The organism is Aeromonas sp. CD (assembly GCF_033349375.1).
Classification (GTDB): domain Bacteria; phylum Pseudomonadota; class Gammaproteobacteria; order Enterobacterales; family Aeromonadaceae; genus Aeromonas; species Aeromonas hydrophila.
This window is the reverse complement of record NZ_CP137631.1, coordinates 4350200-4365055: the sequence shown is the minus strand read 5'-3', so window position 1 is coordinate 4365055 and position 14856 is coordinate 4350200. Positions and strand designations below refer to the sequence as shown.

11 protein-coding genes are annotated in these 14856 nt (G+C 60.7%); 6 read left to right on the top strand and 5 right to left on the bottom strand.

From position 1 onward, the window contains the following. Nucleotides 1–256: 256 nt before the first annotated feature. A complete protein-coding gene (nadC, locus tag R2E40_RS20320) occupies nucleotides 257–1114 on the bottom strand; it encodes a carboxylating nicotinate-nucleotide diphosphorylase (protein WP_318164256.1) in 858 nt (285 codons plus the stop codon). 5 nt (nucleotides 1115–1119) lie between these two features. Continuing rightward, nucleotides 1120–1590: a retropepsin-like aspartic protease gene (locus R2E40_RS20315; RefSeq protein WP_318164255.1), complete on the bottom strand. Its 471-nt coding sequence runs from the start codon at nucleotides 1588–1590 to the stop codon at nucleotides 1120–1122. Nucleotides 1591–1737: 147 nt separating this feature from the next. On the opposite strand from R2E40_RS20315, the gene ampD reads away from it, so the two are divergent. The 6 genes from ampD to R2E40_RS20285 all read left to right on the top strand — a co-directional run bounded on the left by ampD (nucleotide 1738) and on the right by R2E40_RS20285 (nucleotide 10761). Beyond that, complete coding sequence (gene ampD, locus R2E40_RS20310; protein ID WP_202003185.1) at nucleotides 1738–2310, top strand: 1,6-anhydro-N-acetylmuramyl-L-alanine amidase AmpD; 573 nt, start codon at nucleotides 1738–1740, stop codon at nucleotides 2308–2310. A gap of 275 nt (nucleotides 2311–2585) precedes the next feature. Further along, a complete protein-coding gene (gene pdhR / locus R2E40_RS20305; protein ID WP_011707564.1) occupies nucleotides 2586–3350 on the top strand; it encodes a pyruvate dehydrogenase complex transcriptional repressor PdhR in 765 nt (254 codons plus the stop codon). Between the two features lie 79 nt (nucleotides 3351–3429). Beyond that, nucleotides 3430–6090 (top strand): pyruvate dehydrogenase (acetyl-transferring), homodimeric type, encoded by a 2661-nt coding sequence (gene aceE, locus R2E40_RS20300; RefSeq protein WP_011707563.1) that lies wholly within the window; start codon nucleotides 3430–3432, stop codon nucleotides 6088–6090. A 113-nt stretch (nucleotides 6091–6203) separates the two neighbouring features. Continuing rightward, nucleotides 6204–8105: a pyruvate dehydrogenase complex dihydrolipoyllysine-residue acetyltransferase gene (gene aceF / locus R2E40_RS20295; RefSeq protein WP_318164254.1), complete on the top strand. Its 1902-nt coding sequence runs from the start codon at nucleotides 6204–6206 to the stop codon at nucleotides 8103–8105. A 149-nt stretch (nucleotides 8106–8254) separates the two neighbouring features. After that, entirely contained in the window at nucleotides 8255–9682 is a 1428-nt protein-coding gene (gene lpdA, locus R2E40_RS20290) for a dihydrolipoyl dehydrogenase (protein ID WP_318164253.1), read from the top strand. Nucleotides 9683–9804: 122 nt separating this feature from the next. Continuing rightward, nucleotides 9805–10761: a sensor domain-containing diguanylate cyclase gene (locus R2E40_RS20285; RefSeq protein ID WP_318164252.1), complete on the top strand. Its 957-nt coding sequence runs from the start codon at nucleotides 9805–9807 to the stop codon at nucleotides 10759–10761. On the opposite strand, the gene R2E40_RS20280 is transcribed toward R2E40_RS20285, so the two are convergent. The 3 genes from R2E40_RS20280 to R2E40_RS20270 form a co-directional block, all read right to left on the bottom strand. Beyond that, nucleotides 10758–10940: a hypothetical protein gene (locus R2E40_RS20280; protein WP_011707560.1), complete on the bottom strand. Its 183-nt coding sequence runs from the start codon at nucleotides 10938–10940 to the stop codon at nucleotides 10758–10760. The two genes, R2E40_RS20285 and R2E40_RS20280, sit on opposite strands and share 4 nt — an antisense overlap. A gap of 146 nt (nucleotides 10941–11086) precedes the next feature. Beyond that, a complete protein-coding gene (locus R2E40_RS20275) occupies nucleotides 11087–12733 on the bottom strand; it encodes a methyl-accepting chemotaxis protein (RefSeq protein ID WP_318164251.1) in 1647 nt (548 codons plus the stop codon). A gap of 133 nt (nucleotides 12734–12866) precedes the next feature. Next, entirely contained in the window at nucleotides 12867–14774 is a 1908-nt protein-coding gene (locus tag R2E40_RS20270; protein WP_318164250.1) for a methyl-accepting chemotaxis protein, read from the bottom strand. Nucleotides 14775–14856: the final 82 nt, after the last annotated feature.

Sequence of the window (14856 nt, the reverse complement as noted above, 5' to 3'; positions counted from 1 at the left end):
CTTATCCGAGCTGTTTGACTTGGCAACAGAGGCCGGGGTCTTTGTTAAAAATCTTTCTGTCATTTGCGAAAATTTTGATATAAATCATGGATGAAGAGTCCCTATCGACTCTTTTTTACTGGCGGGGATGGGTCCATCTCACACTCCTTTGCCGAGGGATCCTGCCTTAAAGAAAAGGCGCCCGTGGCGCCTTTTGCAAGTCCTTCATCTTGTTATATGTCAGCGACAAGACGGGGGCGTGATGATGCCTCTTCGGCTAGATGAATCGCATCGAGAGATCCAGAGCGCGTACATGCTTGGTCAGTGCACCAACCGAGATAAAATCGACCCCTGTCGCGGCATAGTCAGCCAGGGTATCCAGCGTAACGTTGCCCGAAACCTCCAGCTTGGCGCGGCCCTGATTGAGGGCAACTGCCTCGCACATCATGGGAATGTCGAAGTTATCCAGCATCACTATGTCGGCGCTGGCAGCCAATGCCTGCTCCAGCTCGACCAGGGATTCTACTTCTACCTCTACCGGTTTACCCGGGTTGAGACGGCGGGCTTCGCTGATGGCTTCAGCGATACCGCCACAGGCAAGAATGTGGTTCTCCTTGATGAGGTAAGCGTCGAACAGGCCGATCCTGTGGTTCTTGCCGCCACCGCAGGTGACAGCGTACTTCTGGGCGCTGCGCAGTCCTGGCAGGGTCTTGCGGGTATCGAGCAGCCGACAATCGGTATCTGCCAACTCGGCCACGTAGCGAGCGGTAAGAGAGGCCACTCCGGAGAGGGTCTGCACGAAATTGAGGGCATTGCGCTCACCAGTCAGCAACACGCGGGCCGGGCCATGCAGGCGAAACAGTTCCTGATTGGGGGAGAGCACTTCGCCATCTTGTACCAGCCATTCAACTCTGACTTCGCCACCAAGCTGGACAAACACCTCATCGACCCAGGGCTGGCCGCAAAATACGCCAGCCTCGCGGGTGATGACCCTGGCGCTGGCGAGGCGATCCGCCGGGATCAGCTGAGCCGTGATGTCGGCACCGGCATCCGGTTGATCCAACGGGGTGAGGGCATCGCCCAAGTCTTCGAGTAGTGCGGCGCGCACGGCGCGGCGGATGTCCTGTTGTAGCATGCCTTTTATTCCTGCAAAGGTCTGAGCAGCAACTGCCGCTCCTTTTGAACCAGCTCCAGCCGGCCGAGGGCGTTCATGCCTACCAGCACCTCGTCGCCAGCCGCTGCCGGATTGATGAAGATGGACAGATCGTACAAGGTCAGTGGTCCCATCGCCAGCGTTTCGATGGTGCCGTTGAAGACCCGGATAAAGCCGGCGGCCGTATTGACCTGGCTGCTGCCGCGGGCGGTCAGGCCAAGCCGCTCGGCGACCTGTTGTGGCACGGTAATGCGGGTTGCTCCGGTATCGAGCAGCAGTTGCACCGGCTGACCGTTGATGGCACCCTCCAGACGATAGTGGCCGCTGGCATCGGCCTTGAGCAGCAGGTCGCCGCTGGCGGTCACCGACGGTTGTTCGCGGGCATGAAAATAGAGGGTCAGCAATCCCATCAGGGAGAGCCAGGCCAGCAACCAGAAGCGGCGTGCCATCGGGTGCATATCCTTTCCTGAGTCGAGCGGAAGATGGCTCAGCCTACCACAGTTGCCCGCTGTCATGAGGCGACTGCGATGAGCCTGAGAGGTGGATCGCCTTGTTGCCCGTCCAGTGTTGCCAGATGCGCCATTCCATTGCAGAGCGACTAGACAATGACTCAGCCTAAAATAGTTTTTTCCATTGATTCAGACGGTTGGTGTGAGCAAGCCCGCAAGGTGCCGTCACCGCACCACAACGAGCGGGCCACCCCGAGCGATATCTCCCTGCTGGTAGTGCATGGCATCAGCCTGCCGCCTGGCGAGTTTGGCGGTCCCTTCATCGATGATCTTTTCCTTGGGCGGCTCGATCCTAATGCCCATCCCTATTTTGCCGGTATCCATCAGTTGCGGGTCTCGGCGCACTGCCTGATCCGGCGCGACGGTGAGCTGGTGCAATATGTGCCGTTTGGTGCCAGAGCCTGGCATGCGGGGGTATCGAGCTGGCAGGGACGAGAGGCGTGCAACGACTTTTCCATCGGGATCGAGCTGGAAGGGACCGATGAGCAGCCCTACACCGACGCACAATACGAGGCATTGGTCGGGCTCAGCCGAACCTTGTCCAGCCATTACCCCGCCATTACGGCGGATCGTATCGTCGGCCATTGCGACATAGCGCCGGGGCGCAAGACGGATCCGGGTGACAGTTTCGAATGGCCGCGCTACCGTCAGGCACTCAACTTTAAGTAATTATTCTAAAAATAAGTTTGTGTTTTTAAAACAATGGCTTGCCTTTATGGCAGGCCATTTTTGCTGGCTGTTGATCAAATGTTGCCTGTGAGCGATGTCAAAAATATTGGTCTGACCAATTTCTATGAGCTAAATCATAAATCCCTCTCTTTACCCCTTAAGTGGCAAGGTTGATTCTTGATTCAGATCATCTTTTGGGTGGACTTTTCCCATGCCCTCTGCTAATTTTCGCCCCATTCATGAAATTGGTAATACCAATTTAACAAAGCAGCCTCATGCCCTATCTCAAGATTACTCAACCCAAGTTGGCCGACGCCATTGTCGCCGAGCTGGAACAGATGATTCTGGAAGGCAGTTTGCAGCCGGGCCAGAAGTTGCCGCCCGAGCGGGAACTGGCCATCCAGTTTCAGGTGTCGCGCCCCTCGCTGCGCGAAGCCATCCAGCGCCTCGAGGCAAGAGGACTCTTGTATCGTCGTCAGGGCGGCGGCACTTACGTACAAAACGCCTTGAGCAAAGGGATCGCCGATCCCCTGTTCGAGCTGCTCAGCACTCACCCGGAAGCCCAGTATGACCTGCTGGAGTTTCGCCACGCACTGGAAGGCATCTGCGCCTACTATGCTGCGTTACGGGGTACGGACGCCGATTTCGAGCGCATCCGTCAGGTGCAGTCCGCCATCGAGGAGGCCGGCCAGCAAGGCTCGCTGGTCAGCGAATCCGCTGCCGTCACCCAGTTCTATCTGGCGGTGGCCGAGGCGTCCCACAACGTGGTGCTGCTGCATCTGCTGCGGGCCATGGGCCCCATGCTTGAGCAGAACATTTTACGCAATAACGAAATTCTGAATCGCCGTCCGGGAGTGGTCGCCAAGATCCGTCGCCATCGCGCGCATCTGATCGAGGCTATCCTGTCGGGGGCTCCGGAGCGGGCCAGGGCAGCTTGTCATGAGCACCTGGCCTTTATCGAGGACACCTTGTTGGATATGCAGAGGGAAGACAGCCGGATCCAGCGATCCATGCGTCGGATCCGTCAGCAGGAAAACTAATCCCACAAGGCTTTATTGTCGAATGCTTGCGCCCTTCGCCGTGCAATGCCGTGCAATCACAACAAAATAGGAACCAGCCATGTCTGATATCCTGAAGAACGATGTGGACCCGATAGAAACGCTGGAGTGGCTTGCCTCTCTGGAATCCCTGCTGCGTGAAGAGGGTCCCCAACGCGCTCAGTTCATCCTTGAACAGTTGGCCGAGAAAGCCCGCGCAAGCGGTGTGGACGTGGCTGCCAAGGCAAACCGCGATTACATCAACACCATCCCGTCCAGCGAAGAGCCGGACTACCCGGGCGACCTGGAGATGGAGCGCCGCATTCGCGCCATCATCCGCTGGAACGCCATGATGATCGTGCTGCGCGCTTCCAAGAAAGACCTGGACCTGGGTGGTCACATGTCTTCCTTCGCTTCTTCCGCGACCATCTACGAAGTCTGCTACAACCACTTCTTCCGCGCTCGCAGCGAGAAGGACGGTGGCGACCTGGTCTACTTCCAGGGTCACATCTCCCCGGGCATCTATGCTCGCGCCTTCGCCGAAGGTCGTCTGACCGAAGAGCAGCTGGACAACTTCCGTCAGGAAGTGGATGGCAAGGGTATCCCTTCCTACCCGCACCCGAAACTGATGCCGGACTTCTGGCAGTTCCCGACCGTCTCCATGGGTCTGGGCCCCATCGCCGCCATCTATCAGGCTCGCTTCCTGAAGTACCTGACCGACCGTGGCATCAAGGATTGCTCCGAGCAGACCGTTTACGCCTTCCTGGGTGATGGCGAGATGGATGAGCCGGAAGCCAAGGGCGCCCTGACCGTTGCCGTGCGTGAAAAGCTCGACAACCTGGTGTTCGTGGTCAACTGCAACCTGCAGCGTCTGGATGGCCCGGTTGTCGGCAACGGCAAGGTCATCAACGAGCTGGAAGGCCTGTTCTCCGGCGCCGGCTGGGATGTCACCAAGGTGATCTGGGGTCGCAAGTGGGATGAGCTGCTGAAGAAAGACACTTCCGGCAAGCTGATCCAGCTGATGAACGAGACCGTGGACGGTGACTACCAGACCATGAAGTCCCGCGATGGCGGCTACGTGCGCGAGCACTTCTTCAACCGTTACCCGGAAACCGCCGCGCTGGTCAAAGACATGACCGACGAGGAGATCTTCGCCCTGAACCGCGGTGGTCACGATCCTCGCAAACTGTTCGCCGCCTTCTCCAAGGCTGCGGCGACCAAGGGCAAGCCGACCGTGATCCTGGCCAAGACCATCAAGGGTTACGGCATGGGTGAAGCGGCCGAAGGCAAGAACATCGCTCACCAGGTCAAGAAGATGGATCTGGGCTCCGTGCGTCACCTGCGCGATCGTTTCAACCTGCCGGTCACCGACGAGCAGCTGGAAACCCTGCCGTACCTGAAGATCGAAGAGGGTACCGAAGAGCACAAGTACCTGCACGCCCGCCGTGCCGCGCTGAAGGGCTATGTACCGACCCGTCTGCGCGAGAGCACCACCAAGCTGGAAATCCCGGCGCTGGATGCTTTCGGCCCGCTGCTGGGTGAACAGGCGCGCGAAATCTCCACCACCATGGCGTTCGTGCGTTCCCTGAACGTGATGCTGAAAGACAAGTCCATCGGCAAGCGCATCGTCCCGATCCTGGCTGACGAAGCCCGTACCTTCGGGATGGAAGGTCTGTTCCGCCAGATCGGTATCTACAGCCCGCACGGTCAGCAGTACACCCCGCAAGACCGCGACATCGTCTCCTACTACAAGGAAGACAAGCAGGGTCAGGTTCTGCAAGACGGCATCAACGAGCTGGGTGCCATGTCCTCCTGGCTGGCTGCTGCGACCTCTTACAGCACCAACGATTGCCCGATGATCCCGTTCTACATCTACTACTCCATGTTCGGCTTCCAGCGGATCGGCGACATGGCGTGGGCAGCCGGTGACCAGCAAGCCCGTGGCTTCCTGCTGGGTGCGACCTCAGGTCGTACTACCCTGAACGGCGAAGGTCTGCAGCACGAAGATGGTCACAGCCACATCCTGGCCAACACCATCCCGAACTGCGTCTCCTACGACCCGTCCTACGCCTATGAAGTAGCGGTGATCGTACAGGATGGTCTGCGTCGCATGTACGGTGAGAAGCCGGAGAACGTCTTCTACTACATCACCACCCTGAACGAGAACTACGCCATGCCGGCCATGCCGGAAGGCGCCGAGGAAGGCATCCGCAAGGGTATCTACAAGCTGGAAACCGTGGCCGGCACCAAGGCCAAGGTACAGCTGCTGGGTTGTGGCTCCATCCTGGGTCACGTGCGCACCGCCGCCCAGATCCTGGCCAGCGAGTACGGCATCGGCTCCGATGTGTTCAGCGTCACCTCCTTCAACGAGCTGGCTCGTGACGGTCAGGACGCGGATCGCTGGAACATGCTGCACCCGAACGCCGATGCTCGCGTACCGTACATCGCTCAGGTACTGGGTTCTGAAGCCACCATCGCCGCGACCGACTACATGAAGTCCTTCGCCGATCAGGTGCGTGCCTTCGTACCGACCGAGAACTACCGCGTGCTGGGTACCGACGGTTACGGCCGTTCCGACAGCCGTGCCAACCTGCGTCGTCACTTCGAAGTGAACGAATTCTACGTGGTGGTTGCTGCCCTGACCGAACTGGCCAAGCGCGGCGAGGTAGACAAGCAGGTTGTGGCTGACGCCATCGCCAAGTACGGCATCGATGCCGACAAGGTCAACCCGCTGTACGCGTAAGAGGATCAAGTGTCGTGCCGGGACTCGCTGCCCGGCACGGCCTTGCAAAGGTTAACGCGAGAGACGCGTGACAGCAGTCGGTCACGCGGATGCACGCAAGAGGATAAAGCACAATGTCCAAACAGATTATGGTGCCGGATATCGGCGCCGATGAAGTTGAAGTCACCGAGATCATGGTGGCCGTGGGTGACAAGGTCGAGCTCGATCAGTCCATCATCGCGGTAGAAGGCGACAAGGCCTCCATGGAAGTACCGGCCCCGTCCGCCGGTATTGTCAAAGAGATCCTGATCAAGGTGGGTGACAAGGTTGCCACCGGTTCCCAGATCATGATCTTCGAAGCCGAAGGTGCTGCCGCACCTGCGCCGGTTCAGGCCGCTGCACCGGTTGCAGCCGCACCGGCCGCCGCTCCAGCTGCTGCCGCTCACAAAGACGTGCACGTGCCGGACATCGGTGACGACGAAGTGGACGTGACCGAGATCATGGTTGCCGTGGGCGACATGGTTGAAGCCGATCAGTCCATCATCGCCGTGGAAGGTGACAAGGCCTCCATGGAAGTGCCGGCACCGTTCGCGGGCCGCGTGGTCGAGATCAAGGTCGCCGCTGGCGCCAAGGTCTCTACCGGTTCCCTGGTGATGGTCTTTGAAGTAGCTGGCGCCGCTCCTGCCGTTGCTGCTGCACCGGCCCAGGCTGCCGCTCCCGTGGCTGCTGCCCCGGTTGCCGCCGCTGCCAAAGAGGTCAATGTACCGGATATCGGTGGTGACGAAGTCGAAGTCACCGAGATCATGGTCGCCGTGGGTGACAAGGTTGAAGCCGACCAGTCCCTGATCGCCGTGGAAGGTGACAAGGCCTCCATGGAAGTGCCTGCCCCGTTCGCCGGTGTGGTCAAAGAGATCAAGGTGAAGGCGGGTGACAAGGTCTCCACCGGTTCCCTGATCATGGTATTCGAAGTGGCTGGTGCTGCTCCGGCCGCCGCAGCTGCCCCGGTTGCTCAGGCTGCCGCCCCGGTCGCTGCTGCCCCTGTTGCCGCTGCTCCGGCTCCGGTTGCCCAGGCTGCTGCCGCCTCCGACTTCGTTGCCAACGATGCCTACGTGCACGCCTCTCCGGCAGTACGCCGTCTGGCCCGTGAGTTCGGCGTCAACCTGGCCAAGGTGAAAGCCTCCGGTCGCAAGGGCCGCATCGTCAAAGAAGACGTGCAGGCCTATGTGAAGGATGCGGTCAAGCGCGCCGAGTCCGCTCCGGCTGCAGGTCAAGGCACTGGCAACGGTAGCGGCATGAGTGTGCTGGCGTGGCCGAAGGTCGATTTCAGCAAGTTCGGTGATGTGGAAGAGGTCGATCTGACCCGGATCCAGAAGATCTCCGGTCCGAACCTGCACCGCAACTGGGTCATGATCCCCCATGTCACCCAGTTCGACGAAGCCGATACCACCGAGCTGGAAGCGTTCCGCAAAGAGCAGAACTCGATGCTCGAGAAGCAGAAGGCAGACGTGAAGATCACCCCGCTGGTGTTCATCCTGAAAGCCGCCGCCAAGGCGCTGGAAGCCCATCCGCGCTTCTGCAGCTCCCTGTCTGAAGATGGCAGCAAGCTGATCATGAAGAAGTACATCCATATCGGTGTGGCGGTGGATACCCCCAACGGTCTGGTTGTGCCCGTGGTGCGCGACGTCAACAAGAAGGGCATCATGGAGCTGTCTCGCGATCTGGCCGAGATCTCCAAGAAGGCCCGTGCCGGCAAGCTGACCGCTGCCGACATGCAGGGCGGTTGCTTCACCATCTCCAGCCTAGGTGGCATCGGCGGTACCAGCTTTACCCCGATCGTCAACGCGCCGGAAGTGGCCATCCTCGGTGTTTCCAAGTCCGAGATGAAGCCGAAGTGGAACGGCAAAGAGTTCGCGCCGCGCCTGATGCTGCCGCTGGCCCTGAGCTACGACCACCGCGTGATCGATGGTGCCGACGGTGCCCGCTTCATCACCACCATGAACGGCGTACTGTCCGACATCCGTCGACTGGTCCTGTAAGTGAGAGGGCGGGCCCAGAGCCTGCCCTTTTTACTTCTCATTTCGTTAACAGGATTGTAAACTTGCCCCGTTTTTTTCACGGCTGCAGCCGCCTCGTTCTGGTTTAAGACTGCGCTGTCCGGGGATATAAGAACGACAAAGAGGTCATGATGAGTAAAGAAATCAAAACCCAGGTCGTAGTACTGGGTGCTGGCCCTGCCGGTTATTCCGCTGCCTTCCGTGCAGCCGATCTGGGTCTGGATACTATTATCGTCGAGCGTTACTCCACCCTGGGTGGCGTCTGCCTGAACGTGGGTTGCATCCCGTCCAAGGCGCTGCTGCACGTCGCCAAAGTCATTGAAGAAGCCAAGGCGCTGGCCGAGCACGGCATCGTCTTCGGTGCCCCGCAGACCGACATCGACAAGATCCGTCTGTGGAAAGAGAAAGTCATCAACCAGCTGACCGGCGGTCTGGCTGGCATGGCCAAGATGCGTAAAGTACAGGTTGTTAACGGCTTCGGTAAGTTTACCGGCCCGAATACGCTGGAAGTGACCGGGGATGACGGCAAGACTACCGTGACCTTCGACAACGCCATCATCGCTGCCGGTTCCCGTCCGGTGAAGCTGCCGTTCATCCCGCATGACGACCCGCGCGTATGGGACTCTACCGATGCGCTGGAGCTGACTACCGTTCCTGGCAAGCTGCTGGTTATCGGTGGCGGCATCATCGGCCTGGAGATGGGTACCGTGTACTCCTCCCTGGGTTCCGAGATCGACGTGGTGGAATTTGCCGACCAGCTGGTACCGGCTGCCGACAAAGACATCGTCAAGATCTACACCAAGCGCGTGGCCAAGAAGTTCAACATCATGCTGGAGACCAAGGTCACCGCAGTTGAAGCCCGTGAAGACGGCCTCTACGTCTCCTACGAAGGCAAGCACGCCCCGGCCGAGCCGGTGCGTTACGACAACGTGCTGGTTGCCGTAGGTCGTGTGCCGAACGGCAAGATGCTGGATGCCGAGAAGGCCGGCGTTGCCGTGACCGAGCGCGGTTTCATCGAGGTGGACAAGCAGCTGCGTACCAACGTGGCGCACATCCACGCCATCGGTGACATCGTTGGTCAGCCGATGCTGGCGCACAAGGGTGTGCACGAAGGCCACGTGGCTGCCGAAGTCATCGCCGGCAAGAAGCACTACTTCGACCCGAAAGTGATCCCGTCCATCGCCTACACCGAGCCAGAGATGGCTTGGGTTGGTCTGACCGAGAAGGAAGCCAAGCAACAAGGGCTGAACTTCGAAGTGGCCACCTTCCCGTGGGCCGCTTCCGGTCGCGCCATTGCGTCCGACTGCTCCGACGGCATGACCAAGCTGATCTTCGACAAGGAGAGCGGCCGCGTCATCGGTGGTGCCATCGTGGGTACCAACGGTGGTGAACTGCTGGGTGAAATCGGTCTGGCCATCGAGATGGGTGCCGACGCCGAAGACATCGCGCTGACCATCCACGCTCACCCGACTCTGCACGAGTCCGTGGGCCTGGCCGCCGAAGTGTTCGAAGGCTCCATCACCGATCTGCCGAACGCCAAGGCCAAGAAGAAGAAGTAATTCGCTTCAGCCTGTAAAAAAGCCGCTCAATCGAGCGGCTTTTTTGTTTTTGTATATAGCTGAGATTTGTTCGGGGCTGATTGCTATGCTAATGACTTCCATATCACTTGCTGGAGTCAGCCATGCAAACACCGGCTATCCCTGACAATGAAAGATTGCGCCTCGACGCATTGCGCCGGATCTCCATTCTCGACAGCTCCGCCGAGGAGCGTTTCGATCGGATCACCAGGATGGCGCGCAGCATGTTTGATGTGCCCATCTCGTTGGTGTCGCTGGTGGATGAAAACCGGCAGTGGTTTAAGTCCTGTTGTGGTTTGCCGGTGCAGGAGACGCCGCGCGACGTCTCTTTCTGCGGGCATGCCATTCTCGGTGATGGTCTGTTCGTGGTGGAGGATACCAGGCAGGATCTGCGCTTTGCCGATAATCCACTGGTATCCGGTGAACCCCATATCCGCTTCTATGCAGGCTGCCCGTTACAGATTGGCGAAGGCTACAAGCTGGGCACCCTGTGCATCATTGACCGCAAGCCGCGACTGCTGGATTCCCGCCAACAGGACTTGCTGACGGATCTGGCCGGCATGGTGGAGCGCGAGCTGGCCGCCATCCAGCTGGCTACGCTCGATGAACTGACCGGTATTACCAATCGACGCGGCTTCATGCTGCTGGCTCAAAAATGTCTGCAACTGGCTCACCGGCAGGAGCGGGAGGCTACCCTGCTGTTCATCGATCTCAACCGTTTCAAGGAGATCAACGACCGGCTTGGGCACGATGTGGGTGATGATGCCTTGCAACAGATGGCCGGTCTGATGTGCCGGGTTTTTCGGGAGGCGGATATTTTTGCCCGGCTGGGGGGCGATGAATTTGCGGTGCTGCTGCTGGGTTCAGGACCTCTTGAGATAACAAGGGTATTGGCCCGTTTTGCCGAGGCTCTGGCTGTCTTCAATCAGGAGAGCTGCAAACCCTATCAGCTGGCCTGCTCGATCGGTGTGGGACATTATGACGGACGCTCGCCACCAGCGCTGGAACAGCTGCTGCAGCAGGCGGACCAGAAGATGTATGACTGTAAAAAAGGGCGCTAGCAGCGCCCTTTCTTGGCTTGTCCCGGCGGACAGAAGGTACCATAACCCCCCCGATCCCCGTCGCTGACCCGGATCCGGGTATCGTCCACGCTCACGTCGGCGCCGTGTACCCGTACCGGCCCGCTGCTGCAGGCGCTGAGCAGACCGCTCAACAAGATCATCACTACCAGCTTGCCCATAACTCCTCCTCTCATTTTCCTGATTATGGGGCATTTTCAGCAGCGGGTGGAGGTGATGAAGAGCCCCTGCGTCACGGCCTGCCGTGGTGGCGACAGAGGGCGCCGCAGCACCCTCTGGGGAATCATGATCAGGCCGTCAATGCTATCTACAGGCGGAAGTGGCCGACCAGCTTGTCCAGCTCACCGGAGAGCTGCTGCAGGCCGCGACTGGCATCGGTCAGCTGGTGGGCAATGTCGGCGGTCTCCATGGTGAGCTGGTTGATGTCCTCCACGTTGCGGTTGAGTTCGCCCACCACGCTCGACTGCTCTTCGGTGGCGGTGGCGACCTGGATGTTCATGTCGTTGATCTGGGTGATGTGGGCGGTGATCTGGCCGAGTGCGCCGTTGGCTTCGTCAGCCTGGGTCACGACGGCCAGGCTCTGGCTGCGGCCCTGGGTCATGGCACTGACGGCGCGGGCACTCTGTTCCTGCAACCGGTGGATCATGCCCTGGATCTCGGCGGTGGAGGCAGCGGAGCGGTTGGCGAGGTTGCGCACCTCGTCGGCCACCACCGCGAAGCCGCGACCCTGCTCACCGGCGCGGGCCGCCTCGATGGCGGCGTTGAGTGCCAGCAGGTTGGTCTGCTCCGAGATGCTGCGGATGGTTTCCAGAATGCTGCCGATGGAGTCGGTCTGGGTCGCCAGCGACTCGATCACCCCGGCGACCTGTGCAATCTCGTCGGAGAGACCGACGATGCCGTGGCGCGCCTGGGCGACCACGCCGGCACCCGCATCCGCCTGCTCGTTGGCCTGTCTCGCCACTTCTGCGGCGAGGGAGGCGTTGCCGGCGATCTCGGTGACGGTGGCGCCCATCTGGTGGATGGCGGTAGCCACCTGCACGGTGCGATCGCGCTGGGCGGTACAATTTTGCTGGGTCAGCTGGGCCTTGGCGGCCACCTCGTCAGCCGTGGCGGCCAGTTGGTGGGAGTTGCGGGCCACCTGCTCGATGGCGTTGTGGATCTTGCTGACGAAGTGGTTGAAGCTCACGGTGATCTCCGCCAGCTCGTCATTGCCGTTCAGCTGGGCACGGGAATCCAGCGCCAGGTGTTCGGCGGCATAGCCGATGTATTGCTGCAGGAAGCCGACCCGGCGCTTGAGGTTCATCAGGATGAGTACCGAGACCAGCAGTGAGATGAGGATGGCGCCGGTGATGATGCTGATCATCTGCAGCCGCCCGCTGGCATAGCTCTGTTCACCGAGCTGATGGCGCTGCTGGGCCTGCTGGATCAGACCGTCGAGCAGGGCGTTGGCATCCTTGCGCATGGTGCCGTAGGTGACGGTATAGCGATCCCGATAGATGCCCCTTGCCGCTTCCATGTCGCCCTGTTCCAGCGCCTGCAACATGGGCGCCAGCTCGTTGCTCGCCATCCCTTCGAACTGGCTGAGCAGCTGCTGGGCATTGGCTTTGGCGGCGGGGTCGGTCTGGGCGGTGACGGCCTGTTGCATGGCCTGACGCATCTCGGGAATGTCCTCCTCCCGGCTCTCCTTGACCCGGGTGATCACCCCCTTCGCATCCTTGAGGGAGGTATCCTGCAGCAGCATCATGTCGATGCCGACCCGCATGCGGGGAATGCGCGAGACCACCTCCGCCATGGCCCGCATGGGGGTAGCGGTGTTCTGGTAAAGCTCGGTGGATTGTTGCTGGATGGTGCCCATGCTCTTGAGGCTGGCACCGCCCACCAGCAGCAGGGCGAGACAGGGCACGGTGACAGCCAGGATCAGCTGCAATTTGAGCGTCAGTTTACCTTCTAGCATGGATTTTCCTCGCTGATCATGACGATGTGAATTATCAGAGTATAAATCGACGGATTTGGCGCCAACTTGAGTTTTTGTTAACAAATGGCCAACAAAAAGGGGCGCCATAGCGCCCCTTATGATGTCAGAAGTCTTAAAGCCGGAAGTTGCCGACCAGCTTGTCCAACTCGCCGGAGAGGTGCTGCAGGCTGCGGCTCGACTCGGTCAGCTGGTGGGCGATGTCGGCGGTCTCCATGGTGAGCTGGTTGATGTCTTCCACGTTGCGGTTGATCTCGCCCACCACGCTGGACTGTTCCTCGGTGGCGGTGGCGACCTGGATGTTCATGTCGCTGATCTGGGTGATGTGGGCGGTGATCTGGCCGAGGGCGCCGTTGGCCTCGTCAGCCTGGGTCACCACGTCCAGACTCTGGTTGCGGCCCTGGGCCATGGCGCTGACGGCGCGGGCGCTCTGCTCCTGCAGCCGGTTGATCATGCCCTGGATCTCGGCGGTGGAGGCGGCGGAGCGGCTGGCGAGGTTGCGCACCTCGTCGGCCACCACCGCGAAGCCACGCCCTTGCTCCCCGGCGCGGGCAGCCTCGATGGCGGCGTTGAGCGCCAGCAGGTTGGTCTGCTCCGAGATGCTGCGGATGGTGTCGAGGATGCTGCCGATGGAGTCGGTCTGGCTGGCCAGCGACTCGATCACCCCGGCCACCTGCTCAATCTCGCCGGAGAGGCCGACGATGCCGTGACGGGCCTGGGCCACCACCAGGGCGCCGGCGTCGGCCTGTTCGTTGGCCTGCTTGGCCACATCGGCTGCCAGTGACGCGTTCCCGGCGATTTCACTCACGGTGGCACCCATCTCGTGGATGGCGGTGGCCACCTGCACGGTGCGATCCCGCTGGGCGGTGCAGTTGTGCTGGGTCAGCTGGGCCTTGGCGGCCACTTCGTTGGCAGTGGCGGCGAGCTGGCGGGAGTTGCTCGCCACCTGCTCGATGGAGCCGTGGATCTTGGCGACGAAGTTGTTGAAGCCGGTGGCCACCTGGGCCAGTTCATCCCGCCCCTCCACCTTGAGACGCTGGGTCAGATCGCCGTCACCGCTGCCGAGTTCGCGGAACAGGCGGGCCAGCTGGTTGAGCGGGCGGCTCACCGAGCCGGCCAGCAGCATGCCGAGCAGTCCCATGCCGGCGGCGATGGCCAGGCTCACCAGCAGGATGTGCAGGCGGGCTCGATCCAGTTCGGCATAGATCTCCGCTTCCGGCACCTGGGCCACCAGATACCAGTCGAGCAGCGGAATGTAGCTGCTGGCCAGCACCACCGGCTGACCGTCGATCTCGGCGTGGGTGGCGGCAAAGGACTGCTTGTTCAGCAGGTTGCCGCTGCTGTTTGCCAGCTGGGCCAGGTTGTCACGGTCGATGCGGCTGGCGTCGGGGTGCAGTTTCACCTTGCCGCTGCCGTCGGTCATGAACACGAAGCCGCTGTCGCCGATGCGGAAGTTGGCGAGCATGCTGACCATGCTGTCGAGGGACTTGGCAAGGCCGGCGAGGCCGCGGCCATTGAGCTGCTGGAAGTTGACGAACAACTTCACCTCGCCGTTGCTTTCGCGAAAGATACTGAGCATCAGGTCTTGCTGGCTCTTGGTGTAGCCGTAGAACCAGGCATCCTGCTCCGGGGTGAGGTTGCGCAGGAAGCCATCCTGGTTGTAGTAGGCGGCGCTCTGGCGATCGGCGAAAGAGGCGGTGACCAGCCCGTACTGGGCTGCCATGTCCTTGAGCTGGTCGATCAGGATCGACTCCTGCTCCTTGGGCATGCCGCGGGCCACCCAGTCCAGCACGAAGCGATCGTTGGCCAGCTGTCTGGCGGCGCCGGCGACCGAGGTGAGATCCTTCTCGATCTCCTTGCCGATGCGCTGGGTCAGGTTGGGCAGCTCCTGCTCGAACATGCGGCTTTCGATCAGCTGCTGCGCCGAGCGCTGGCTGAAGTAGCCTACCAGCAGGCAGGAGAGCACCACGGCCAGGGTGACCGTGGCCAGGATTTTCTGTTTGAGTGTCAGGCTTGCAAGCATAGGAGTGACTCGGGTGTGTGAACACGGGATTGAGGACATATTAGCGGCAGCCCGGCGTCACCCTTGATAGGCCGACCCACTT